Annotated in this window: 27 protein-coding genes; 18 read left to right on the top strand and 9 right to left on the bottom strand. The window is 65.4% G+C overall.

From position 1 onward, the window contains the following. Positions 1–186: 186 nt before the first annotated feature. From RH858_RS05940 to RH858_RS05930, 3 genes are all read left to right on the top strand, one after another. Complete coding sequence (locus RH858_RS05940) at positions 187–1,125, top strand: rhomboid family intramembrane serine protease (RefSeq protein WP_259534522.1); 939 nt, start codon at positions 187–189, stop codon at positions 1,123–1,125. Between the two features lie 63 nt (positions 1,126–1,188). Further along, positions 1,189–1,986: an endonuclease V gene (locus RH858_RS05935; protein WP_259536491.1), complete on the top strand. Its 798-nt coding sequence runs from the start codon at positions 1,189–1,191 to the stop codon at positions 1,984–1,986. A gap of 51 nt (positions 1,987–2,037) precedes the next feature. Further along, positions 2,038–2,649 carry an L-threonylcarbamoyladenylate synthase gene (locus RH858_RS05930; protein ID WP_259534523.1) on the top strand — a complete coding sequence of 204 codons (612 nt, stop codon included), beginning with the start codon at positions 2,038–2,040 and terminating at the stop codon, positions 2,647–2,649. Between the two features lie 37 nt (positions 2,650–2,686). Here RH858_RS05930 and RH858_RS05925 read toward each other — a convergent pair whose 3' ends face one another. The 3 genes from RH858_RS05925 to RH858_RS05915 are packed head-to-tail and all read right to left on the bottom strand — an operon-like array spanning position 2,687 to position 6,009. Beyond that, entirely contained in the window at positions 2,687–3,658 is a 972-nt protein-coding gene (locus RH858_RS05925) for an aminotransferase class IV (RefSeq protein WP_259534525.1), read from the bottom strand. Beyond that, the gene (locus RH858_RS05920) at positions 3,651–4,385 is read right to left on the bottom strand and encodes an aminodeoxychorismate/anthranilate synthase component II (RefSeq protein ID WP_259534526.1); all 735 of its coding nucleotides are present in this window, start codon (positions 4,383–4,385) and stop codon (positions 3,651–3,653) included. Before RH858_RS05920 ends, RH858_RS05925 begins: the two co-directional genes overlap by 8 nt. Next, positions 4,378–6,009 (bottom strand): anthranilate synthase component I family protein, encoded by a 1,632-nt coding sequence (locus RH858_RS05915; protein WP_310561338.1) that lies wholly within the window; start codon positions 6,007–6,009, stop codon positions 4,378–4,380. Before RH858_RS05915 ends, RH858_RS05920 begins: the two co-directional genes overlap by 8 nt. 113 nt (positions 6,010–6,122) lie before the next feature. On the opposite strand from RH858_RS05915, the gene RH858_RS05910 reads away from it, so the two are divergent. From RH858_RS05910 to RH858_RS05900, 3 genes are read left to right on the top strand one after another with little or no spacing between them, the layout of a single operon-like run. Then, the gene (locus tag RH858_RS05910; protein ID WP_259536492.1) at positions 6,123–6,413 is read left to right on the top strand and encodes a winged helix-turn-helix domain-containing protein; all 291 of its coding nucleotides are present in this window, start codon (positions 6,123–6,125) and stop codon (positions 6,411–6,413) included. A gap of 38 nt (positions 6,414–6,451) precedes the next feature. Continuing rightward, positions 6,452–6,766, top strand: coding sequence for a hypothetical protein (locus RH858_RS05905; protein ID WP_259534528.1), 315 nt, complete (start codon positions 6,452–6,454; stop codon positions 6,764–6,766). Position 6,767: 1 nt separating this feature from the next. Continuing rightward, positions 6,768–8,579 (top strand): ribosome biogenesis/translation initiation ATPase RLI, encoded by a 1,812-nt coding sequence (locus tag RH858_RS05900; protein ID WP_259534529.1) that lies wholly within the window; start codon positions 6,768–6,770, stop codon positions 8,577–8,579. A gap of 314 nt (positions 8,580–8,893) precedes the next feature. Here RH858_RS05900 and RH858_RS05895 read toward each other — a convergent pair whose 3' ends face one another. After that, positions 8,894–9,823: an EamA family transporter gene (locus RH858_RS05895; protein WP_310561337.1), complete on the bottom strand. Its 930-nt coding sequence runs from the start codon at positions 9,821–9,823 to the stop codon at positions 8,894–8,896. A 166-nt stretch (positions 9,824–9,989) separates the two neighbouring features. Here RH858_RS05895 and RH858_RS05890 point away from each other — a divergent pair, with 166 nt between their 5' ends. Further along, positions 9,990–10,475, top strand: a complete 486-nt coding sequence (locus tag RH858_RS05890; protein ID WP_310561336.1) for an Lrp/AsnC family transcriptional regulator — start codon at positions 9,990–9,992, stop codon at positions 10,473–10,475. A 33-nt stretch (positions 10,476–10,508) separates the two neighbouring features. On the opposite strand, the gene RH858_RS05885 is transcribed toward RH858_RS05890, so the two are convergent. Further along, entirely contained in the window at positions 10,509–11,006 is a 498-nt protein-coding gene (locus RH858_RS05885; protein WP_310561403.1) for a VTT domain-containing protein, read from the bottom strand. Between the two features lie 214 nt (positions 11,007–11,220). Here RH858_RS05885 and hemB point away from each other — a divergent pair, with 214 nt between their 5' ends. From hemB to RH858_RS05860, 5 genes are all read left to right on the top strand, one after another. Beyond that, a complete protein-coding gene (hemB, locus tag RH858_RS05880; RefSeq protein ID WP_310561335.1) occupies positions 11,221–12,237 on the top strand; it encodes a porphobilinogen synthase in 1,017 nt (338 codons plus the stop codon). A gap of 124 nt (positions 12,238–12,361) precedes the next feature. Beyond that, positions 12,362–12,514 (top strand): 50S ribosomal protein L39e, encoded by a 153-nt coding sequence (locus tag RH858_RS05875; RefSeq protein ID WP_119817757.1) that lies wholly within the window; start codon positions 12,362–12,364, stop codon positions 12,512–12,514. Then, a complete protein-coding gene (locus RH858_RS05870; protein ID WP_310561334.1) occupies positions 12,514–12,789 on the top strand; it encodes a 50S ribosomal protein L31e in 276 nt (91 codons plus the stop codon). The genes RH858_RS05875 and RH858_RS05870 overlap by 1 nt, the downstream gene beginning before the upstream one ends. A gap of 1 nt (position 12,790) precedes the next feature. Then, positions 12,791–13,453 carry a translation initiation factor IF-6 gene (locus RH858_RS05865; RefSeq protein WP_310561333.1) on the top strand — a complete coding sequence of 221 codons (663 nt, stop codon included), beginning with the start codon at positions 12,791–12,793 and terminating at the stop codon, positions 13,451–13,453. Positions 13,454–13,483: 30 nt separating this feature from the next. After that, positions 13,484–14,401, top strand: coding sequence for a cation diffusion facilitator family transporter (locus tag RH858_RS05860; RefSeq protein WP_310561332.1), 918 nt, complete (start codon positions 13,484–13,486; stop codon positions 14,399–14,401). Positions 14,402–14,416: 15 nt separating this feature from the next. Here the strand turns inward: RH858_RS05860 and RH858_RS05855 are convergent, their stop codons facing one another. Then, positions 14,417–15,712: an amidohydrolase gene (locus RH858_RS05855; protein ID WP_310561331.1), complete on the bottom strand. Its 1,296-nt coding sequence runs from the start codon at positions 15,710–15,712 to the stop codon at positions 14,417–14,419. A gap of 176 nt (positions 15,713–15,888) precedes the next feature. Here RH858_RS05855 and RH858_RS05850 point away from each other — a divergent pair, with 176 nt between their 5' ends. The 5 genes from RH858_RS05850 (at position 15,889) to RH858_RS05830 (ending at position 20,243) form a co-directional block, all read left to right on the top strand. Further along, positions 15,889–16,899 carry a substrate-binding domain-containing protein gene (locus RH858_RS05850; protein ID WP_259534539.1) on the top strand — a complete coding sequence of 337 codons (1,011 nt, stop codon included), beginning with the start codon at positions 15,889–15,891 and terminating at the stop codon, positions 16,897–16,899. 56 nt (positions 16,900–16,955) lie between these two features. Next, positions 16,956–17,759 (top strand): phosphonate ABC transporter ATP-binding protein, encoded by an 804-nt coding sequence (locus RH858_RS05845; RefSeq protein WP_259534540.1) that lies wholly within the window; start codon positions 16,956–16,958, stop codon positions 17,757–17,759. A gap of 188 nt (positions 17,760–17,947) precedes the next feature. Further along, complete coding sequence (gene phnE, locus RH858_RS05840) at positions 17,948–18,931, top strand: phosphonate ABC transporter, permease protein PhnE (protein ID WP_259536500.1); 984 nt, start codon at positions 17,948–17,950, stop codon at positions 18,929–18,931. 96 nt (positions 18,932–19,027) lie between these two features. Then, positions 19,028–19,699: an imidazole glycerol phosphate synthase subunit HisH gene (gene hisH / locus RH858_RS05835; protein WP_259534541.1), complete on the top strand. Its 672-nt coding sequence runs from the start codon at positions 19,028–19,030 to the stop codon at positions 19,697–19,699. A 208-nt stretch (positions 19,700–19,907) separates the two neighbouring features. Further along, the gene (locus RH858_RS05830; RefSeq protein ID WP_259534543.1) at positions 19,908–20,243 is read left to right on the top strand and encodes a helix-turn-helix domain-containing protein; all 336 of its coding nucleotides are present in this window, start codon (positions 19,908–19,910) and stop codon (positions 20,241–20,243) included. A gap of 47 nt (positions 20,244–20,290) precedes the next feature. Here the strand turns inward: RH858_RS05830 and RH858_RS05825 are convergent, their stop codons facing one another. The 3 genes from RH858_RS05825 to RH858_RS05815 are packed head-to-tail and all read right to left on the bottom strand — an operon-like array spanning position 20,291 to position 22,826. Beyond that, positions 20,291–21,055, bottom strand: coding sequence for an ATPase domain-containing protein (locus RH858_RS05825; RefSeq protein WP_259534544.1), 765 nt, complete (start codon positions 21,053–21,055; stop codon positions 20,291–20,293). A 40-nt stretch (positions 21,056–21,095) separates the two neighbouring features. Then, entirely contained in the window at positions 21,096–22,544 is a 1,449-nt protein-coding gene (locus RH858_RS05820; RefSeq protein WP_310561330.1) for a DHH family phosphoesterase, read from the bottom strand. A 24-nt stretch (positions 22,545–22,568) separates the two neighbouring features. Further along, positions 22,569–22,826 (bottom strand): hypothetical protein, encoded by a 258-nt coding sequence (locus tag RH858_RS05815; RefSeq protein ID WP_259534546.1) that lies wholly within the window; start codon positions 22,824–22,826, stop codon positions 22,569–22,571. A gap of 161 nt (positions 22,827–22,987) precedes the next feature. Here RH858_RS05815 and RH858_RS05810 point away from each other — a divergent pair, with 161 nt between their 5' ends. Beyond that, on the top strand, positions 22,988–23,920 hold the full coding sequence (locus tag RH858_RS05810; RefSeq protein ID WP_259534547.1) for a YkgJ family cysteine cluster protein: 933 nt from the start codon (positions 22,988–22,990) through the stop codon (positions 23,918–23,920). The last annotated feature ends 3 nt before the right edge of the window (positions 23,921–23,923 follow it).

The raw sequence follows: 23,923 nt of genomic DNA, 5'->3' as shown, positions 1-23,923 counted from the left end.
CGACCGTCGTGCCGACCAACTTCGATCCGGAGCAGGCCCGGCGCCTGCAGGCCGACCGGAACGGCGAGGAGTGACTGCTACCCGACTGGTCACGCAGTCGCGGTTCGCGGGCGGTCGGTCTCCGATCGGCCTGCCGACTGCGTCGAGAGGGGAATCCATTTTAGTGTGACCGCGTAACGTTGGGTGATGGCCACCTGTGACGAGTGTGGGGAGTACGAGAACCTGCCGTACCAGTGTCATCGGTGTGGGCGGACGTTCTGTGCGGACCATCGGCTCCCGGAGAATCACGACTGTCCAGGACTCGACGATTGGAACGACCCCGGTGGCGTCTTCGACTCGGGCTTCGACGACAGCGTCCAGGACCGTGAGGGACGGGATACGGTCGGTTCTGGGGTCGGAACGCGCGTGAAACGGCGCGTCGAACGGGAGACGTCGACCGGCGGGTTGGTGAGCTACTTCCGCGAGAACATGACGTTCGTGTTCCTCGGGTTGATGTGGATAACGTTTTTCCTGCAGTTCCTGGTCGCACTCCTCTTCGGGAGTGCTGTCTCCGAGAGCCTGTTCGTGCTTCGATCGGCCAATCTGGAGTACGTCTGGACGTGGATCACCTCGATCTTCGCTCACGGCGGGTTCGGACACATCGCTATAAACAGCATCGTGCTGTACTTCTTCGGCCCGCCGGTCGAGCGCCGTCTCGGCACCCGACGTTTCGTCGGACTGTTCCTCGGTGCCGGGATCATCGCGAGCGCTGCCCAGATCGGGAGCGGGTTCCTGCTCGGGGATCCGGTCGTCGGCGTCGTCGGCGCCTCCGGTGCGATCATGGCCGTGATGGGCGTACTCACGGTGCTGAACCCGAAACTGAAGGTGTATCTCTACTTTGTCCTCCCGATGCCGCTGTGGCTGCTCACCGTCGGCTTTGCGGCGTTCAGCATCTTCGCCGGCCTCGGCGCGCTCGACGACAACGTCGCCCACTTCGCCCACCTCGGCGGGCTGGTTGTCGGCCTCGCGTACGGACAGCTCCTGAAGGACAAACTCCGCGCTCCCAGCCGTCTGCAGTTCGGTGGCGGCGGTGGTCCCGGAGGCCCCGGAGGGCCCGGAGGCCCGGGCGGACCCGGCCGGTTCTGAGGAGGGCCCGTGACGCCCATTCGTCCGCAGTTCCTCCCCGAACCCGGCCTCGACCGCGAGGAGATGCTCGCTCTCCAGCGCGAACTGGCGGCGACCGCGGTCTTCGAAACCCCGCTCTCGTTTTCTCCGGCGGACGTCTCGCTCGTGGAGCCGGTTCAGTTCGGGGAACAGGTTCGCTCCGAGGATCACACGCTCGCGTCGTTCTCGAAGGGAGACGCGCTCACGGACGTTGATCCGGACGGCCCTCCAGTCGTCGCTGGCATCGACCAGGCCTTCCTCGACGATCGCGCGATAAGCGCGGTCGTGCTGCTTCAGGGAGGCGCCGTTGTGGGGTGGGCATACGCGGTCTCGGAACCGCCGATCCCGTACATTCCCGGACTGTTAGCGTTCCGCGAAGGTGGGCCGATCGTCGACGCGCTCTCGCAACTACCCGTCCAGCCGGATTTACTCGTGTTCGACGGCTCCGGTCGGGTCCACTTCCGGGAGGCGGGTCTCGCGACCCACGTCGGCGTCGTCTTCGACTGTCCCGCGGTCGGCGTCGCGAAGTCGCTTTTGTGCGGGACGCCCGACGAACCGACCGACGGGCGGCCCGAGGGATGGTCGACTGCCATCCGGGTCGGTGCCGACGACGACGTCACTGCCCCAGTCGGGACTGTCATCGGGTACGCATACCAGTCCAGGCAGTACGACGGGGAACCGCGAATCAACCCGCTCTACGTGAGCCCGGGACACCGCGTGAGCGCCGAGACGGCCCGGGATCTCGTCGCGGCGCTGTCTGCGGGATACAAGCTCCCCGAACCCACCCGACTCGCCGACCGCCTGGCGGACGACCTGAAACGTGAACTTGGGGAGGACAGATAGCGACCTTCCGACGAACGCAACGCTTTTTCGGCGTCCATCGAACGGACGGACATGGACGACACCCACCTCGAGGAGGGGACGGTCGCCGCGGTTCGCGGGGCAGCCGGAGCGGTCGCCGCGGGTGGGACGGTCGTCTACCCCACCGAGACCGTCTACGGCCTGGGGACCAATGCGCTCGATCCCGCCGCTGTCGAACGGGTGTTCGAGATCAAACGGCGTCCGAGATCCGAGCCGCTGTCGCTCGCGGTCCCGACCGTCGACGACGCGTCGGCCGTCGCCGAGGTCGACGACCGCACAGCGCGGTTCATGCGTCGGTTTCTCCCGGGACCGGTGACGGTCGTCGTCCCCCGGACTGCGGCGGTCCCGGACGTCCTCACCGCCGGGCTGTCCCGGGTCGGGATCCGGGTTCCCGATCACGCCGTCGCGCTCGCGCTCCTCCGCAAGACGCCGCCGCTTACGGCCACGAGCGCCAATCTGAGCGGCGCCGGCAGCGCACGTCGGATCGAGGAGATCGACCCGGACGTACGCGAGGCCGTCGACGCGATCATTGACGGCGGGAAAACGCCAGGGGGAGCAAGCACCGTCGTCGATCCCGGCCGAAACGAGATCATCCGTCGGGGGTTGCTCGCCGACGAGATCGAGGCGTGGCTCGACGGGAACTGATCGACAGCCGCGGTCGGACGGCCGTCCAGGACCCGTCTCAGTAGAATTCGGACTCGATCCGTTCGTCGAACAGCCGCGCGAGCAGCCGGGTCACCGGACCGCCGGGGTAGGTGGCGTCCGAACCCTGCGAGTCCGACCTCTCACTCTCTGCTGGGTCGACGGGGTCGCCGTCGATCGAGGCGACGGGCCAGACTTCCCCGGTCGTGTTTGTGATGAACACCTCGTCGGCCGCGCGAACGTCTGCCGGCGAGAACGTCCCCTCGTCGACCGGGATTCCCTCTTCGCGGGCCAACTCGAGCACCACCTGGCGGGTGACGCCGGGCAGCACCGGACCCTCGAGGCTCGGGGTGTGCAGCGCGCGGTCGTCGACGAAGAAGACGTTGCTCGTCGTCCCTTCCGCGACGTTGCCTTCGACGTCACACAGGAGCGCCTCGTCGGCGTCAGTTCCCCGAAGCGCTAAGCGGGCCAGGATCCCTCCGAGATAGTTGTGCGTCTTCAGATGGGAGGGCATCACGTTCTCTGGGGGGCGCCTGACGTCGACCGTCCGGAGGGACGCGGGCCCGTCCCACCGCGGCTCACCGCCCCGATCCGGTCGGCCGCCCCGGGGGAGCGGCTTCGCGATGACGACGACCGTCGGATCGACCTCCGGATCCGGTGTCAGCTTCCCCGGCTGGACGCCCCTGGTGATCGACAGCCGGACGTACGCCTCCTCGAGGTCGTTGGCCGCGAGCGTCTCGTCGATCCGGGCGCGCAGGTCCTCGTCGGCGAGACCGTGGTCCAGTTCCAGCGTCTCGCAGGTGTTCGCCAGGCGTTCGGCGTGATCTCCCCACCTGAAGAGGTCGCCGCCGTAGGCGCGAAGCGTCTCGAACGCCGCGTCACCGTACATAAATCCCCGATCGTTCACCGCGACTGACGCCTCGTCGGCGGAAACGAGTTCTCCGTCCACGTGGTATGTGAGCGATTCCGGTCCGCCGTCAGTTCGGGTTTCCGCGCTTCTGTCGTCACTCATTTTCCCATCTCTCGCAGAGTTTCAGGAAGTTCCAGATCATCCGTTTACCTCCCTCGGTGAGAATGCTTTCGGGATGGAACTGCACCCCGACGTGGGGTCGGCTTTCGTGTCGGACGCCCATGACGACTTCCCGCTCGTCGTCCGTTCGGGCCGTCTCGACGAGCCCGTCGGGGAGGTCGGTCCGCTCGACACACAGCGAATGGTACCGACCGACTTCGAACCGCTCGGGGAGCCCGTCGAACAGCCCCTCGCCGTCGTGGGTTACCGTCGAGGGTTTCCCGTGGACGACGTCGGGCGCGTGTCCCACGGGTGAGCCGTAGGAGGCACACATCGCCTGGTGGCCGAGACAGACGCCGAAGACCGGACGCGCGAGCGCGTCGAAAAGCGGGATCGAGATCCCCGCCGCAGCCGGCGTTCCCGGCCCCGGCGAGACGACCACTCCGTCGGGATCGAGCTCGCGGACCTCCTCGATGTCGACGGCGTCGTTGCGAACGACGATCACCTCCGCCGCGAGTTCGCCGACGTACTGGACCAGGTTGTACGCAAACGAGTCGTAGTTGTCGACGACCAGCACCGTCGCGTCCACGTCGCGTTCGTCCGGGTCCGGCAGGTACGCGTCCTCGTTTATGGTCTCGGTCGGTTCCCCGCGGGCCGCGGCGGGAACCGTTCCGTCGCGTTCCGTTCCGTCGCGTTCCGTTGCGGGCCTTTCGGCACTCGGTTCAGTCATCGCTCACCTCCGGCTCGTCGACGCGCATCCGGCCGGCCGCGAGCGCCTCGTCGATCGCGGTCACGAGAGCCCGTCCCTTCGCCAGCGTCTCCTCGTACTCGAAGTCGGGATCCGAATCGTGGACGATCCCCGCGCCGACCCGGAGGTGATACTCGTCTCGCCACCGCGTCAGCGTCCGGATCACGATGTTGCTCGTCGCGGTTCCGTCGAAGCCGGCGACGAACATCGAGCCGGTGTAGGGCCCCCGACGGGTCTTCTCCACCTCGTCGATGATCTCCATTGTCCGGGGTTTGGGGGCGCCGGTGATCGTTCCGCCCGGGAACGTCGCGCCGAGGGCGTCTGCGAGATCGACGTCCGGGCGGGCGGTTCCGTCCACGAGTGACACCAGATGCATCACCTCCGAATAGCGATCGACTCTGCGGTACTCGGACACCTCCACGGTGCCGTACTCGCAGACTTTCCCGAGGTCGTTGCGCTCCAGGTCGACGAGCATCGCGTGTTCGGCGCGTTCCTTCTCGTCGACGAGGAGGTCGCGTTCGAAGTCGTCGTCCTCCTCGAGTGTGTCACCCCGCGGGCGGGTACCTGCGATCGGTTCGGTCACCAGCCGGCGGCCGTCGCGGTGCAACAGCAGCTCGGGCGAGGCGCTCACGAGATCGACGCCGAGCGTCTCCTCTGGTCTGTCCACGTCACCTTCCCTTCCCGTTTTCCGGTCACGGGCGAACTCCAGCAGCCCGGAGTACGGGGCGGGATTCACCTCCCGGAGGGCGTCGTACGCCTCGACGGGATGGACCGCCGCCGGGGCGACCAGCCGCTGGGAGATGTTGGCCTGGAACGTGTCGCCGTCGCGGATGTACCCTTTGACCTGTCGGACCCGGTCGGCGAACGCTTCACGTCCGCAGTCGCTTTCGAACCTGGCCTCGGTCGCGTCGACCGGGGCGGGGCCGACGTCGGGTTCGCCATCGAGCGCCCGTTCGGCAAGATCTCTCGCGCGTTCGATCGCGCCGTCGTAAACGGCGTCGAGATCGTCGGAGGTAGTCTCGGCGGAGGGGTCGGCGCCGGTATCCTCGATCGTCGGACACGCCGTGACGTGGAGCGTGACGTCTCCCTCGTTGGGTTCCTTCCAGGCCGCCAGCCGGTCGAACAGTGCCGCCTGGAGTCGGGGGAGGCCTCTCTCGTCGTCGGTTTCGTCCGGCAGCGTTTCCAGCTCGCGGGCGACGTCGTACGAGAGCCAGCCGACGACGCCGCAGGGGTACGGCACCGAACAGTCCCCTCGGACGAGCGCTCCGTCGTCGAGAACGCCGGAAAGCGCCGACAGCGTCGGCGACGGGCGGCGATAGTCGGTGTACGTCTCCGCTTCGGCGTCCGCGGCGAGATCCGGATCCGCGACGACGGCGTCGGGACCGACGGTCAGTCGCTCGGCCGGATCGACGCCGAAGTAGCCCCAGCCGGACTGACCACCGGTCGTCTCGAGATAGATCCCTCCCGGGCCGTCGCGGGCGCGCCGGTACGCCTCGTAGGGATCCGGTACGGTCACCCGGAGCTCCACCGGGACCCGTGCGCCGGGCGGGGCGTCTTCAGCCGTCGCGCGGAACGCGGCTCGGTCGGTTTCCACGGCGATGCGCATGGCTATCCGTTGTCTCCGGCCGGGGAAAAGATTGCGACAGGCGGCCGAAGTGTGTTGACTTGTTGTAACCTCCGAGCAAGGTTTATGTCTCAGTACCGTTTCGATTCGTAATGATGGCTGGAACCGACACGGAGGGTCTCGAGGATCTTCCCCCGAGCGCCAAACTGGTGTTCAAGGTGCTCGAATACAACGGCTCGTTGACACAGAAGGGGATCGTCGAGGAATCGATGCTCTCCGCCCGGACGGTACGGTACGCGCTCGAACGGCTCGAAGACATCGGTGTCGTGGACGAGGACGTCTACTTCGCGGACGCCCGACAGAACCTCTATCAGTTGAACGGGGCGGCCGCGGAGTTCACCGGCGACGACCCCGAAAGCGACGCCTGCACGGCGGACGCGGACTAAACGAACGGCTTTTCCCGGCGGCTACCGCACTCACCAGTATGGCAACCGAGACGTCGTCCAGGTTCTCCGACCACACGCGAGGGGTGACGGTCACGACGGTCGCGTGTCTGGCGGGCATCGCGTCCGCGATCGCCGCCGCGTACCTGTTCGGAACAACGCCGGACGCTGCACAGAACACGTACGCCGTCGTCGTGATGGCGGGGTTCGTGTTGATCCAGTTCCCGGTGCTCAAGCTCATCGGGATCGACGTATCGGAGTTCGGTGTGAAGGACAACCTCTACGTCACGTTCATGACCTTCACGCTGTGGTTCATCACGTACACCGTTCTTCTCACCTCGGAAGTGACGCTGTAGTATGGCCGACGACAGCATCGCGGTCGTGGACCTGGATCGCTGTCAGCCGGACCGGTGCAACTACGAGTGCTCGAACTACTGCCCGCCGAACCGCACCGGAAAGGAGTGTATCACGGTCCGCGGCGAGGACACCGAAGAGGGGGATCCCGATCAGATCCGTATCTCCGAGGAGATCTGTCTGGGGGAGACCTGCGGCATCTGCGTTCAGAAGTGCCCGTTCGACGCGATCGAGATCCGCAACCTCCCCTCCGAGCTCTCGGACGATCCGATCCACCGGTACGGTGAAAACGCGTTCGCCCTGTACGGGTTGCCCCTCCCCGAACCGGGTCGGGTGACCGGGATCCTCGGCCCGAACGGGATCGGGAAGTCGACTGCGGTCCACGCGCTGGCCGGCGAACTCGTCCCGAACCTCGGCGACCACCTCGCCGATCCCGAGTGGGAGCGAGTGCTCGATCGGTTCCGGGGGACGGAGCTGCAGAACTACCTCGAACGGCTCATCGACGGGGACGTGACCGTTTCGCGGAAGCCGCAGTACGTCGACCGGATCCCGGACCAGTTTTCGGGACGGACCCGCGAGCTGCTCGAACGAACCGACGAGCGGGGCGATCTCGATCGGCTCGTCGATCGGCTCGGGATCGAGCCGGTGATGGACCAGCCGATCGAATCCATCTCCGGCGGCGAGCTCCAGCGGGTGGCGATCGCGGCAGCACTGGCCCGCGAGGCGGATTTCTACTTCCTCGACGAGATCACGCCGTACCTCGACATCAGCCAGCGGATGACCGTCGCCCGGCTGATCCAGGAGCTGGCCGAGGAAGAGAACCGGTCGATGCTCGTGGTCGAACACGACCTGGCGATCCTCGATCTGCTCGCCGACTCGTTGCACGTCGCGTACGGACAGCCCGGCGCGTTCGGCGTCATCACCGATCCCAAATCCGTTCGAAACGGAATCAACGAGTACCTGAAAGGCTACCTCGAAAACGAGAACATGCGGATCCGCCCCTCCCGGATCGAGTTCGAGGAGCACGCTCCCCGAACGGGGACGACCGGGAACCCGCTCGTGGAGTATCCCGACCTGTACAAGTCCTACGGCGAGGGCGAGTTCGAACTGACCGTCGAGGGCGGGACCGTCTACGAGTCGGAGGTGCTGGGCATCGTCGGTCCGAACGGGATCGGGAAGTCGACGCTGGCGAAGCTGTTCGCTGGGCGGCTCGAACCCGACGAGGGCGATCTCGACTTCCGGCTCGACATCGCCTACAAGCCGCAGTACGTCGAGATCGATCAGCCGATGCGGGTCGACGCGTTCCTCTCGTCGATCACCGACGACTTCGGAACCTCTTTCTGGAACACGGAAATCGCTCAACCACTCCAGCTCGAACGGATCATGGAGCAGAACCTCACCGACCTCTCGGGCGGGGAGCGCCAGCGGGTGGCGATCGCGGCGTGTCTCTCCGAGGACGCCGACCTCTACCTGATGGACGAGCCGTCGGCACATCTCGACGTCGATCAGCGGGTGCAGGCGACGTCGGCGATCCGGCGGTACGCCGAGAACCACGACGCGACGGTGATGGTGATCGACCACGACATCTACATGATTGACCTCCTTTCGGATCGACTGATGGTGTTCGACGGAGAGCCCGCCGCCCGGGGGCACGCCTCGAAGCCCCAGGAGATGCGGGCGGGAATGAACGATTTCCTCTCGGACCTGTCGGTCACGTTCCGGCGCGACGAGCGTACGGGTCGGCCCCGCATCAACAAGCCCGGTTCCCAGAAGGACCAGCAGCAAAAGCGGGACGGCGAGTACTACTACGCCTGACCACCGACCTTTTTTAACGGGGGCCTCGGAGCGCGAGGTTCTCGCATTCGCTCGAACCTCGCGCTCCTCGACCCCCGCCAAAAAAGCTCGACCAAAAAAGCCGATAGCTCGGGCCTCCGCCCCTCGCTATCGGTCCCCTCCGCCCCTCGCTATCGGTCCCCTCCGCCCCTCGCTATCGGTCCCCTCCGCCCCTCGCTATCGGTCCCCTCCGCCCCTCGCTATCGGTCCCCTCCGCCCCTCGTTCACGGCTCTCTCCGCTCACCGTTCGCGTCTCCGAGGTTCTCGCATTCGCTCGAACCTCGCTATGCTCGCGGTCACCGAACCGACGACAGGTCGAAATTCGCGATCCGTCGGAACCGGTCGTGTTTCACGAGCGCGAACCCGCCGAAGATCGTCACCAGTCCGCCCATCGTCGTGGGATCGATCAGCGACCCCAGCAACGCCCAGGAGATCGCGGTCGTCGGGACGGGTTGCGCGTAGATGACGAGGTTCAACTCCGAAGGGCCGACCCGATTCAGCAGGTAAAAGTACAGGAGGTAGGCGACGACGCTGGATCCGAGAGCGAGATACACGAGTGCGACGATCAGTGACGGGGTCCACGTGACGGCCGTCGATTCACTACTCAAGAGGCTGGCACCGTGCAGCAGGACGGCACCGACCAGCATCGCCCACGCCTGCATCGAGCGGATCGGTATCGCCGGATCCAGCGGCCGCATCCCCACGGTTCCCAGGGCCATCGACGCTGCTGCCACGAGGAGGAGCCCCACGCCGAACAGCGAGACGTCGGCGACGTGACCGGGTGAGGGCGAAACCACGATCACGACGCCGACGAACCCGAGAGCGACCCCCGAATACTGGAGTGCCGAGAGGCGCTCGTCGGGGAAGACCGACGACGCGAACGTCACGGTGAGGACGGGAACGAGGCTGACGACGACGGCGGCGACCGCACCGGAGACGTACTGTTGTCCGAGATACAGAAACGCGTGGTGTGCGCCGATGAGAAGCGCACCCCCCACGAGGACTGCGAACACGCTATCGGCATCACGCGGTACCCACTTGTCGGTCGTCGCCACCGCGTACGCCAGCAGCACGATCCCGGCGATGTCGTATCGAAGCGCCGCAAACAGCAACGGCGACACGTGTGGGAGGCCGATCTCGATCGCGACGAACGAACTCCCCCACAGTATCGCAAGCGCTCCGAATGCGACTGGGATGACTGGTATTTTTCTCCAACTTGCCGCCATATCTATTGGATGTAATTCGATACAATCCGGTGACGATATTATAGTTTACTATCGGATATCAGAGTATTTTCGGTGTGAGTTCTACTATCTGTGTATTAATTGAATGAGCTTCTAGTTCGTCTCGGAGGGGCAATAGATAATTGAGGATTCGGCTATACGGGCCTGTATGGACGAGCGCGACGTACGACTCCTCAAGGCGATCGCCGACCTCGGGACGGGCAGTCCGGAGAAACTCAACGAGGAGACTGAAATCCCCGTCTCGACTATTCACTACCGACTCAAGCGGCTCCGCGAGCAAGGGGTCATCGAGAACGACTGCTACGACTTCGATCTGGACGAACTCGGCCTCGGGGTAACTGTGATCGTAGAGGTGCTGGCCCCGTACGGGGACGATTACGATGACCTGGCGGAGACGATCCTCGCCATCGAGGGCGTCACCAACATGTACTTCATGCTCGGGGAGATGGACTTCGTCCTCATCGCCCGCCTCAGCGACGCCGACGAGGTCGAGCGACTGGTGAAAGATCTCAACGCCGTCCCGGCGGTCGAACGGACGTTCTCCAAACTCGTCATCGACACACATCGAGAGGATGCGCGGGCCCTCGGCAGTTACACCCTCGAGACGCTCGAGGCAGAACTCGTCGAGGAGTAATACGGATTCGAGGCGTGAACGGGGGACGAGTCCTCACGCCAGCAACGTTTCGAACCAGACGAAAAGCACCGCCAGGATCGACTGGAACGACAGCGTTCCGATCGCCGAGAGGACGACGAACTTCCGGCCGGACATGTCCGAGAGGCCGGCCGGGACCGTGAGCATCCCGCGGGTGAAAAGCAAGGTGTTGCTCACGGGGATCACGACTGGGCCCCAGCGGTCGAACCAGCCGTCGAACCGGTCGAGCGTCGACTCGGAGATCCGGAACCAGCGCTTCTGCAGCAGGTACTCCCGGCCGCCGTGGTGGGCGACCCGAAACAGTGCGTACTGGCCGATCGTCGCCCCCACGACGGCGACGGTCAACACTGCCGCGACGTCTTCGGGGGCCGTGCCGATCAACAGGAGGGAACTGGGGACGACGAGCTCGCTGGGCATGAAATACATCAGCATTGCCCCCTCGAGGATGAACACCCCCAGGAGCACCAAAAGCGCCCACTCCGAGTCGAGCCACGCCCGGAGCCACGGCGGCATCTCCGCGAGCTGGAGGGGACCGATCGCGTGGCCGGGGGTCGCGTACTCGAGTGCGATGACCGGCGCCAGTCCGAGACCCATCGATACGAGCATACTGAACTGGCCGTAATGGGTCTTGCGTTCCGACCCCCCGACAGGAACGGGTGGAGACCGCAGCCAGCGTGGCAAGGGGCGAACCGGGGGCGTTTTTGCCGCCGCGGGGCGAACCGAGGGTATGGATCCGACCCCCCGATCACGGCGATCGGCTCCCACACACCGTTCCCGTCGCCCACGGCGGCTGCGGACCGACGGCGTCCGATCGCTGGTTCGCGAGACGCAACTGTCCCCGAGCGACCTCGTCGCCCCGGTGTTCGTGGACGCGACCACTGACGAGCGCGTTCCGATCCCCTCGATGCCCGGACACGAACGCGTCCCCGTCCCGGAGGCGGTCGAGCGGGTCGAGGAGGTACTCGAAACCGGCATCGAGGCGGTGATCCTGTTTGGCATTCCGGGCTCGAAGGACGATCGCGGCTCGCGAGCGTACGCCGAGGACGGCGTCGTCCAGCGAGCACTCCGGGAAATCTCCGCGGAGACTGACGCGTACGTAATCGCCGACGTCTGTCTGTGCGAGTACACCGACCACGGCCACTGTGGCGTGCTCGAACCCGACGCCCGGTCGGACCCGACGCTTACGGTCCGCAACGACGACACCCTCGAACTGCTGGCCGAGACGGCTGTCTCGCAGGCGGAGGCCGGCGCGGACATGGTCGCGCCGTCATCGATGACCGACGGGATGGTCGACGCGATCAGGGCCGGCCTCGACGACGCCGGCTTCGAGGATGTACCGATCCTGAGCTACGCGGTGAAGTACGAGTCGGCCTTTTACGGTCCGTTCCGGGACGCCGCAGACGGCGCCCCGTCGTTCGGCGACCGACGGCACTACCAGATGGATCCCGGCAACGCCCGTGAGGCACTCCGGGAGGCTCGCCTCGACGTCGAGGAAGGAGCCGACGCACTGATGGTCAAACCCGCGTTGCCGTACCTGGACGTCGTCCGCGACGTCCGTCGGGAGGTCGACGTTCCGGTGGCGGCGTACAACGTCTCCGGGGAGTACGCGATGTTACACGCCGCAGCCGAGAAGGGCTGGCTCGACCTGGAGGCGACCGCCCACGAGTCGCTGGTGTCGATCAAGCGAGCCGGCGCTGATCTGATCGTCACGTACTTCGCCGAGGACGTCGCCCGCCGTCTGTAGTCGCAGCATCGTCTGCAGACCGGCACCGACCCGCGCCGACCGGCGCCGTGGGGCGATGAGCCCGGTGCCCCACCGGCACGAGATGGACAGGATTTTATGGGCGCCACGGCAAGAGACGGCTACTATGGGCAAGAAATCGAAGGCCAAGAAGAAGCGGCTGGCCAAAAAGGAGCGCCAGAACACGCGCGTTCCCGCGTGGGTGATGATGAAGACGAACATGGAAGTGACCCGGAATCCGAAGCGCCGAAACTGGCGGCGTAGCGACCTCGACGAATAATGAGCACGAGTGACTTCGAGGAGCGCGTCGTAACCGTTCCGCTCCGCGACGCCAGGAAGGTCCCCGCACAGGAGCGCGCCGACGAGGCGATGTCGATCGTTCGCGGGCATCTCGCAACGCACTTCAGCGTCGACGAGGACGCCGTCCGACTCGACCCGAGCGTCAACGAGGCGATCTGGGCGAACGGGCGACAGAGCCCGCCGTCGAAGCTCCGCGTCCGTGCCGCCCGGTTCGTCGAGGACGACGAGGCGATCGTCGAGGCGGAACCGGCCTGACGTGCTTCGGGCTTCCTTTGCCGGGTCGTCGTACGTCGGCGTCTTCGCCCGGACGACCACCGAAACCCTGCTGGTTCGCCCCGACCTCGATGAGGACCTGGTGAGCGACCTCGCCGAGGAACTGTCGGTGGAGGCCCACCCGACTACAGTCGCCGGCTCGAACACCGTCGGCGCGCTCGCAGTCGGTAACGAGAACGGAATCTTGGTCTCCGAACGCGTCACCGAACGGGAGCGGGACGCGATCGAGGACGCCGCGGATCTTCCGGTGTTCGAACTTCCTGGTCGAATCAACGCCGCGGGCAACGTCGTGCTCGCGAACGATTACGGCGCGTACGTCCACCCCGAACTGACCGACGAGGCGGTCGAGGCCGTCGGCGACGCCCTGGCGGTGCCCGTCGAACGCGGGAGCCTCGGGGACGTCCGGACGGTCGGCACCGCCGCCGTGGCCACCAACCGGGGCGCGCTGTGTCACCCGAAGTCCCGCGAACCCGAACTCGAGGCGCTGGAAGCCCACCTCGACGTGCGTGCGGACCTGGGGACGATCAACTACGGCGCACCGCTGGTCGGCTCCGGGCTGCTCGCCAACGACGCCGGCTACGTCGCCGGCGAGAAAACTACTGGTCCCGAACTGGGGCGCATCGAGGACGCGCTCGACTACATCTGAGCGACCACCCCAGATTTTCGGAGGCTTTTGATGGTTTCGACGCGTCTGGTCGTGTACGTTTCGCTGGTCGCCAGTGCGGCGATCGCCGTCGCGAAGTTCCTCGCGTACCTGCTCACCGGGAACGTGAGCATGCTGAGTCAGGTGTACTACTCGCTTTCCGACGTCGGCAACCAGCTGCTGCTGTTGCTCGGCTTTCGGTTCAGCGAACGGGGCGCCAGCCGGAAACATCCCTTCGGCCGGGGAAAAGAGCAGTTCTTCTTCGCGTTCGTGGTGACGGTGCTTTTGTTCGGGATCGCTGGTTTCGCCTCGGTTCGAGAGGGATACGCCGCGGTCGGCCAGCCGTTCGTCGACGTGGACGTCACCGTCAACTACGCGGTTCTCGGGGTCGCGCTCGTCTTCGAGTCGGCTGCCCTGTACAAGTCGTATCAGGCGATCGACGCCGAAAAGGAGTCCGAACGGTTCCGCTCGTTCGTGAAGACGTTCCGGCACACGAAGGACACGCCCCTCCTGACCGCGGCGACTGAGAACCTCGTGGCCGTGATCGGCGTGATCGTCGCGATCCTCGGCGTGTACCTCACGGACGCGACCGGAAACACCACCTACGACGCTGCCGCGAGCGTGATCATCGGGCTGCTGTTGATGGGGTTGGCGCTCGCGCTGGCCTGGGAGAGCCGCAGCCTGATCGTCGGGGAGGCCGTCACGCCGAGGGAACGGAAGAAGCTGATCGCGGCTGTCGAATCCGTCGGCGGGGCCGACGAACTTCTCGATCTCCGGACGATGCACATGGGCCCCGACTCCGTGCTCGTCGCCTGCGAGATTTCGTTCGATCCCGACCTGGACACTGCCGGCGTCGAAGCGGCGATCGACGACGTCGAGGCGGCGATCCGCGAGGCGGTTCCGGAGGCGAACCGGATCTACGTCGAAGCCGAGTCCGAGTCGGAGCGGTGATCGGCTGGTTCCCGATCACTCGTGAGCCCGGGCGATGGCCGCCTCGGCCCGTCGACTCGCCCGCTCGCGGACAGCCTCCTCGTCGAGGACCAGTACGTCCCGGTCGCGCATGAGCACCTGTCCGTCACATACGGTGTGACGCACGTCGCTCCCCCGGGCGGCGTACGCGAGGTGGCTCACGACGTCGTGACGCGGCGTGAGATGTGGCGCCTCGAAGTCGACGACCGCGAGGTCCGCCGCCGCACCGGGTTCGATCCGTCCCCCCGGTAGCCCGACTGCGTCGGCGCCGCCGGCAGTCGCCATTCGGATCGCCGATCCGGCCGAAACCGCGCTCGCATCGTCGGCGGCGAGTTTGCCCATCATTGCGGCGTCGCGGATCTCGTCGAACACGTCGAGGTCGTTGTTCGAGGCGGCTCCGTCGGTGCCCAGTCCGACGGTGACCTCCGCCTCGAGCAGCTTTTCGACGGGGGCCATCCCCGACGCGAGTTTCATGTTCGAGGCGGGACAGTGGATCACGCCGGTTCCCGACTCCGACAGCAGTTCGATCTCCCGGTCGTCGACGTGAACCCCGTGTGCCAGGAAGTCCTCGGCGGCGAGCCCGAGTTCCCTCGCGTATTCGAGGGGCCGCATCCCCCGATCCTCGACGATCGGCTCGACCTCGTCGGTCGTCTCGTTGGCGTGGAGGTGGACCGGAACGTCGATCTCTCGGGCGGCCGAAAACGCCTCCTGGAGGTGCTCTTCTCCGACCGTCGTAAGCGAGTGTGGCGCGACCATCGATCGGATCCGACCGTCTGCAGTACCGTCGAGTTCGCGGGCGATGTCGACGCTCTCCTCGAGATCCGCGAGGGCCTCAGACTCGTCCTTTCCGACAGTGACGATTCCGTGACCCAGACGGGCCCGGAGGCCGGAGCGCTCGACGACATTGGCGATCCGGTCGACGTGAAAGTACATGTCGGCGAACGCCGTCGTCCCCGATCTGATCATCTCGAGGACCCCCAGCTCGGCGCCGGCCTCGACGTCAGCCGGCTCGAAGGCGCCCTCGATCGGCCAGACGTCCTCTCTGAGCCACGTCTCGAGCGGCTTGTCGTCGGCGTACCCTCGCAACAGCGTCATCGCGACGTGGGTGTGGGCGTTCACCAGCCCGGGTATCACCACGCAGCCGGACGCGTCGAGCGTCTCCGTCGCGTCAGCCGCCAGTTCCGTTCCGACTTCCAGAATCGTCCCCTCCTCGCGATCGATCAGTACGTCCGCTGGTTCGACCTCCTGATCCGGACGGAGCACGGTGCCGCCGGAAACACACAGGGTGTTCATGCCGGACGCCACGGCGGCGCCGGAGGTTAATCCGTCGAAGCCCGGTGGGGCTGTCCACCGGGTCGTTTCTCCGATGACCCCACTCGCCCCAGCGACTATATATGCCACAATTCCACAGCCAACCGGAAAATCTTGGACATAGTAAACAATTTAATACCGGCCCCATATGTGGAGATATGTCCGGCAGACCGCAGTGGTCGGGGGACAGGCGCACATTCATCAAAACGACCGGCGCAGCGGGGGTCGCGGGGCTCACTGGTTTTGCGGGATGTCTCGGCGGTGAAGCAGCCGACATCCAGCTCGTGTTGAACCCTGCCGAGGCCGGGGTCGACATCCAGGTACAGTATCGTCCGCTGATCGAATACATCGAAGAGGAGGCAGACGTCACGATCAACACAGAGCGGACCGCAGGGTATACGGAGACAGTCACCGCGATGCGCGACGGTCAGGCCGAAATTTCCGGCGTCTCGCCCGGAGCGGTGCCGGCGACGAGTCCGGAGATCTTCGACATCATCGGGATGCGCGTGGCGTTCGGCTCCGCCCAGTACTACTCGACGATCACGACGACGGACGACAGCCCGGTCGACGAGCTGTCGGACATCTCGGACCTCGACGAACCCGAGGTCAACTTCGCGGACGCGCTGTCGGTGTCGGGGACGCTGGTCCCGATGTCGATGCTCGTCGACGCGGGCGTCGACGTCGGGAACGCGCCCGACGGCGACCCGCCGGACTTCGACCCGAACTACTCGGACCACCAGACGTCCCGCGAACAGATGGTCCAGCGCGAGGACATCGTCGCCGCCGGACAGGGCGCGTTCCAGTCGGCGGCGTGGGTCAGTCAAGAGCAGTTCGACGACCACGATCCGGAGTTTGCGGATATCTCTTCGGAGTATCCGGATGCCGGGAGCCGAATCGGCGAGGAGCACGACGAACTCCAGCTGATCGCGCTTTCGGATCCGATCCCGCGTGCACCGATGGTTGCGCGGGCCGACTGGGACGATCCGGTCCGGGAGGACATCGAGGAGGCGATGCTGACCGCGCCCGACAGCGCGTTCCAGCACGACGAGGAGGTCGACGAGGACGAGGAGCTGTGGTTTACCGGAATCGTCGAGGCCGATCGGTCGGACTACGATCCAATTCAGGGCGTCATCGACAACCTCGAGATCGAATTCGAGGACCTCATCTGAGGTCACCGGCACAGCCACACAACCAGTAACTGCTCTAACCGAACTAGCTATACCGAATGAGTACAATCACTGTCGACGGAGTGACAAAACGATTTGGAGAGACCGTCGCGCTCGACGACGTCTCCTTCGAAATCGACGAAGGAGAGTTCACGATCGTGATGGGGGTCTCCGGATCGGGGAAATCGACGCTGTTGCGATGCTTGAGCGGCCTTCTCGAACCGACTGAAGGAGAGATTTACATGGACGGCGAGCCGGTAACTGGGACGAACAAGGACGTCGCCCTGATCTTCCAGCAGCACAACCTCGTGGGAGAGATGAGCGCGTACGCGAACGCCCTCACCGGCTCGCTGAGTCGGAGCACTCTCGTCGAAAGCGTCCTCCAGCTCCAGGACGAAGAGGAGAAGTACCGGGCGCTGTCGGCGCTGGAAACCGTCGGACTCATCGACGAGGCACAAAAGAAGGTCCGACAGATGAGCGGCGGTCAGCAACAGCGCGTGGGCATTGCACGAGCACTCGTCCAGGAACCGCAGGTGATGCTCGCCGACGAGCCGGTTTCGAGCCTCGATCCCGGCTCCGCCCAGGAGGTGATGCGGTACCTCCGTGAAACGACCGCCCAACGGGGACTCACGACGCTCACGAGTCTTCACCAGGTAAACATCGCCCGGAAGTTCGGCTACCGGTTCATCGGACTCCACGACGGACAGAAGGTGTTCGACGGCTACCGCGACGACCTCACGATCGAGGTGATCGATCGAATCTACGGCGACATCGACACGGAGGGAATGTTCGTTTCCGACGCGGAGGCTGTCGATCGGGGGTCGAGCCCCGAAGAAATCGAGGCTGACGGTGGTCGACGATGACCGACGAGCCTGAAGAGCCGGCCGACGAGTCGAACGGAGGCCCTCCCACGGCGGACGGCGGCACAGCCGAGGCAGCCGAAACCGCCGAGGCAACTGCAGCCGAGCCGGAACGCGGGGTAAGCGACTACGTCGAGCGCCAGTTCGCGGAAATCGCGATCTCTCGGAAGGCGCGCTGGCTCGGCGCGTCGATGGCGATGGTCGTCGTGGTGTATCTGTTTTTGATGTCGCTGGAAACAGTGGGCTGGTTCCGCGCGGATCTTCCGTCGTATCTCGGAACGTTCGCCGAGGCGCTGCAGGATTACTTCCCGTTCGTCGTTATCGGAGAGACGAACTGGAACCTCGGGCTCGTCTCTATCCCGTCGGTTCATTTCAATCCGGCCGGATTCCTGGAGTACTGGGCGTTCATCTCCGAACGGAACCTCATATACGAATCCGGGTTCTTCGCCGAGGCCGAGACCATCCTGGATTATCCGATCCTTCTGTTCACCGAGACGGGTGGACCGATCGGCATCTTCGGCGCGGCCGGTGAGACGCTCGCGATCGGGTTCGCCGGGACGATCATGGGGTTCCCGCTCGCACTGCTTTTCAGTATCCTCGGCTCCGGACGGGTGACGCCGTTCCCGTTCAACTTCCTGTTCCGGGGCGTCATGTCGTCGATTCGCGCGATCCCGGCGCTGGTGTGGGTGCTGATCTACGTCCCACTGGGCGGGATCGGCCCGACGACGGCGACGCTTGCAGTCGCGACCGACACCGTCGGCAATCTCGGACGACTGTTCAGCGACGAACTCGAAGAGATCGGCGACGGTCCCGTCGAGGCGATGCAGACTACCGGCGCAAACAAACCCCAGATCATCGTGTTCGGGATGCTCGCACAGGTCAAACGCTCCTTTATCGCCTGGACGCTGTACGTCTTCGAGATCAACGTCCGCATCGCCGTCGGGCTCGGCATCATCGGCGCCGGCGGGCTCGGACTCGTGCTGGACGTCCAGCAGGGGTTGTTCGCGTACACGAACATGATGGCGACGATCATCGTCATCTTCCTGCTGGTCGTCTCCGTCGAGATGATCTCCCAGCGGACCCGGGCGTATCTCCGCTCCGACGAGGAGCCGATGGGGATCGTCCAGCTCGTCACGGGGTTCCCGCGCCGGATGATCGAGTCGATGGCGAAGTAACGGGCCCCGGCCGTCCTCTCCCTGGACTGTCGGTCGTCGTCGTCGAAACCTCGCCGAAACGACAACCGACTTATTTGCTCGGACGGAGTAAAACGTATGAGTCACAACGCGCCCGGGGAGACAGTCGCCGAGGAGACGACCGCCGACGTCGTCGTCGTCGATTACGGGCTGGGGAACCTCCGGAGCGTCACGCGCGGGCTGGAACGTGCCGGCGCTGCAGTCGAGATCACCGACGATCCCGACGACTTCGCGGCGGCCGACGGGGTCGTCCTTCCCGGAGTCGGCGCGTTCCGCGAGGGGATGGAAAACGCCGGCCCCTACCGCGAGGCGCTCGCAAGCTACGCGAAGGCTGGACGGCCGCTGTTCGGCATCTGTCTGGGGATGCAGATGCTGCTGGGCTCCAGCGAGGAGGCTCAACGTGCCGGGGAAGGGGACGCGGAAGGGTTGAACCTGGTCCCAGGAACGAACGTCCGGTTCGACGTCGACCGGAAGATCCCCCACATGGGATGGAACGAACTCGCGGTGACGCGTGACCACCCACTCGTCGAGGGCGTCGACGGCGAGTACGCCTACTTCGTCCACTCCTACTACGCGTTGCCGGACGACGGCGACGCAGTCGTGGCCGAAAGCGACTACGGAACGACGTTTCCGGCGGTCATCGCAAACGAGCGCGGAAACGTCTTCGGGACCCAGTTTCACCCGGAGAAGAGCGGCGAGACCGGTCTGCAGATACTGCGGAACTTCGTCGACTACTGTACGGAGCGATGAACCTGCAAACGCCCGCGCGACACCGCACATCAAATTCTCCCTATCGATAATTGAACCGATTATCGGATGCGAAACCCGAATATCGGCGCTGAATCCGTCGTGTTCGGCTCGGATCGGCCGATTTGTCGGTGCTGATCTCGTCGGCTGGAAAAGGGGACATTCGTCCGGTACTCTTATGTAAATAAGAATCAAAACTGAGAACGGTTACATGGCGTCGGAGCAGCTGATAGAGGTTCTCGGAAACAAGTACAACACCGACATCCTGTCGGCGACGACGGAGCCGAAGTCCGCTCAGGACCTGAGCGAGGAGCTCGACGTTCCGATCGCGACCTGTTATCGCCGCATCGACGAGCTGACCGACGCAGAGCTGCTCGAACTGTACGATCGACCCCTCTCGGAGGAGCACCGACGGGTGAAGGTGTATCGGCGAAACGTCGATCAGGTCGAGATCGACTTCCAGGACGGGGTGTCCGTCAACGTCACCGAACGGACGGAAGTGAAAAACCGCCTCGACGACGTCTGGCGGACCCTCTCGGACGCCTGAACGCGGATCGGCCTCCAGCCGGTCCAGCCGGAAAGCAGATCAGGTCCTCAAAACGACGGGCCGCTGTCGGCGTCCGATCCGGACGTTCCCGGAACGCCACGTTCGCCACCCATCATCGAGAAGCCGCCCGCCTGTTCGTGCACCGTGATTCCCCCGTCGCCGATCTCCATCGGATAGATGTCGGTGTCGATGTCCTGCTTTCGCATCTTCGCCACCCAGACGTATCGGTTGACGCCGGACTCCGTCGGGGTCTGGATGAAGTAGACGTTGCCATCGGTGAGGAAGTTCTCCAGTCCGACTTCGGTCTTCGGGAAGACTGCGCCCTGCTCGTTTATCAAAAGCGACGTCACTCCGTAATCCTTGAGAATGTCGGTGAACTTCAGCAGGTAGGTTCGCTCCTCCTGTTCGTCCTCGAAGAAGAGCTGGAACATCGAAAGTGAATCCAGCACGAGCCGTTCGTAGGAGTCCTCCTCCAGCGCGTCGAGCAACTTGTCGAGCGTGGCGGAGAAGTTTCCGTTGCCCAGCATCTCTCGCTTGCCGTACACGGTGATCTTGCCGTCGTCGACGAGATCGCCCCACTCGTCGAGCCCGATCGACTCGGCGGCCTGACGGATGTCGTCTTCGTCCTCCTCGAAGGAGACGTAGATCCCGCGCTGGTCCTCCTCGATCGCGCCGTGATACAGGTACTGAATCCCGAAGATGCTCTTTCCGGTCCCGGGGTTCCCGCTCACCAGCACCGCCGACTGCGGCCTGAAGCCGCCACCCAGCAGGGAATCGAGTCCGTCGACCCCCGTCTTGACGAACGTCACCATATCAACCGTTGCGTCCTCTTGACTTATAAAGGATCCCCGTTCAGGACAGCTGTTCGCCGATCAGCTCGTCGACGGCGGCAAGGAACTCGTTTCGCATTTCGGCGGGAATCGTCGCGCCCGCGGCGACGTCGTGGCCGCCGCCGTCGCCGCCGACACTCCTGGCGGACTTCTGCATGGCTGCAGAGAGGTCCAGTCCCTTCCGAACGAGCCGGTAGTTCCCTCGGGCGGACACTTTCAGTTCGGTTTTGTTTTTCGACGCGAACGCCACGATCGGTTTGCCGCCGTCGATCGCCGGCGTACCGATCGCCATCCCGGCGACGATCCCGACGATCGTCTCCCGGATCCGGGTGCCGGCGTCGAACCACTGGACGTTCGACTCGACGGTGACGCCTTCGGATTTCACCCACTCGAGTCCCTCCGAGAGGTTCCGCCGGTGGTTCGAAAGCAGCGTCCGGGCCCGCTCCAGCGCGGGTCCGCGGTCGCCGAGACACACCGCGAGCCCGACGTCTGCCCGTTCGTACCGCGCGGTCGCGTTCAACAGCGTCGAGAACTCGCTTACGTCCCTGAGGGCGGTTCCGGGCTCCTCCTCGAGCAGGGTGTAGGAGGTCCCCACGAGTGTCTCCACCCGGCTCGAGGGAACGCCGCGCTCGATCGCCCGCCGGATGAGCGCGCTCGCGACCGTCTGCCGCTCCGCGGGCGACAGATCGGCCCAGACGCGCCAGTCGCCATCCCGTTTCAGGTCGACGGACAGCTCCGAGAGGAACCGCACCGCGCCCGCCTCGTCGTTCGTGATCCCGGGGATCCGGACGTCGGTGGCGTACTCGAGGAACTTCGGCAGGGGTCGCGTCTGCCTCCCGTAGATCGCCAGATCCGTGGCCGACTCGATCGCGCCCGCTTCGATTCCCTCCTCGAGGATCGCCTCGTTTGCCCCCGTGAGCCCGTCGGTACCCCCCTGCATGTCGCCGACGGCCCCGACGACTGCAAGCGCCGCGAGGTCGCGGTTGTCCACCGGTTTCCCCTCACGTGTAGTGGCCAGCGATTCCATCGCCCGGGCGAGCACGTACGCCGCCCCCGCCCCCGACAGCTCGGCTGCGCCGTCGATCCCGAACAAAAGCGGGTTGAGGTGGTAGTCGGTTTCGGCGTCGGCCGGCTGGTGGTGGTCGGCGATCACCGGCGTGAACGCGCCCGCGGTCTCGTGGAGACGGAGCTCCTCCAGTTGCCCGGAGCCGAAGTCGGTGAACAGCACGGTGTCGTACTCGCGGGCGGCGATTCCGGCGATCGACTCGGCATCCAGCTGTTTCTCGAAGACGACCTCGTGGGGGATTCCGGCGCGCTCGAGGGCGGTCGAGGCGATCGCGGCGCTCGTGAGGCCGTCGGCGTCGATGTGGGACGCGAGGAGAACGCGACCGGCCTCCCGCAGCTGCCTCGCGCAGGCGTCTGCACGGTCGGCCATGGCGGGGACTGGTGGTGATCCGACGGAAACGCCCATGTCAGCTGGTACTCCCGCGATCGGTCATAAATCGTCGTCTTCGGGGTCGGAATCGCTACGGAACGCGTCGGGATCTCCACGGAGCGCGTCGATGTCCGCGTTGGTTGGCTCCCTGTCGCCGGGAAGCCGCTCCATGCAGTCGAAACAGAGGAAGTGCTCGGTGTCGTCGGTCAGTTCGAGGGTCATCCCCTGGGTCGAAGAGAACTCGAAGTTCCAGAGGTCCGCGATCCCGCCCCCGATCCTGACGTCGTCGCCACAGACGTCACACCGCTTGGTTGCCATCGATCGTCCTACGCGCTACAGCCCTAAAGGGGCTCCCTTCGGGTCGGCGGAGGTCCCTTCCAGGCGTTCGGGTCGGCAGAGGTCCCTGGCCAGCGGACGGTCGCTTCTCGGCGGTAGCGGTCGCCGGTCGGCTTTTGTCGTGCGAGTGTGTACCATTCTGTGTGCGTCTCGACTGCGAGGGCTGTGCGGGCTGCTGTCTGGACTGGCGTCCGCTGGTCCCCGACGGCAGCGATCACGAACGTCGGGGGCGCCGAGAGCCGCTGGACGATCGGTACAACTTCCCGCAACTGAGCGGTCGGGAGGTCAGAGGGTTCATCGAGGCCGGATACGGGGACGCGTTGACGGTTCGACTGTTCGAGCCGGAGGACGGCGACGACGCGGTGTGTGTCGACGGCCACGACCTGGCGGCGATACGGGGGCGCCCAGTGTTCCTCGTCGGCCTCCGCGTGGCGCCAAAGCCCGTCGCGCCGTTCGGCACCGACGCCGACACCGCCAACGGAGACGGACGCGACGCGCCCGGCCGGACGTGGCTCGACGCCTGCGTCTTCCTGGATCCCGAAACCCTGCAATGTCGGATCCACAGGGACGACCACTACCCGGAGACGTGTTCGACGTATCCGGGGACGAACCTCCGTCTCGGACGGGAAACCGAATGCGAACGGGTCGAGGACGCCTTCGGCGGCGACAGGCTACTGGACGACGATCCCCCCGACGACGCGCCAAACCCGTTCGATCCCGGCGCGCTCGGCGGCAGCGTGTTCGCCCATCCCGAGCCGGACGCGCTCGACGGGACGGTCGCTCGGATCGTCGCCGGCGATCCGCGGCGGGAACACCTGGCACCCTTTTTGAGCGTCGCGGCCGGATCGGCGCCCGGAACGCTCGCAGTCGACGACGTCCGGGTCCGGCAGGCCGAGACGGCGCTGCGGGAACCCGATGACTGCGTGGAGTCGGACGGCTTCTGGGTCGGGGACGCGCGCTCGGCGTGGACCGAACGGGCCGAGGAACCGGGAACCCCGGTGACGGAATCGTGGCTAGACTTCGACCGGAAATACGGTGCCCCCGCTACCCCGGGATGGAGGCAGAGTGATCAGTAGCAG

Source organism: Halalkaliarchaeum sp. AArc-GB (assembly GCF_031432225.1).
GTDB lineage: Archaea > Halobacteriota > Halobacteria > Halobacteriales > Haloferacaceae > Halalkaliarchaeum.
The sequence above is the reverse complement of the archived record's forward strand: the minus strand, read 5'-3'. Positions and strand labels throughout refer to the sequence as shown.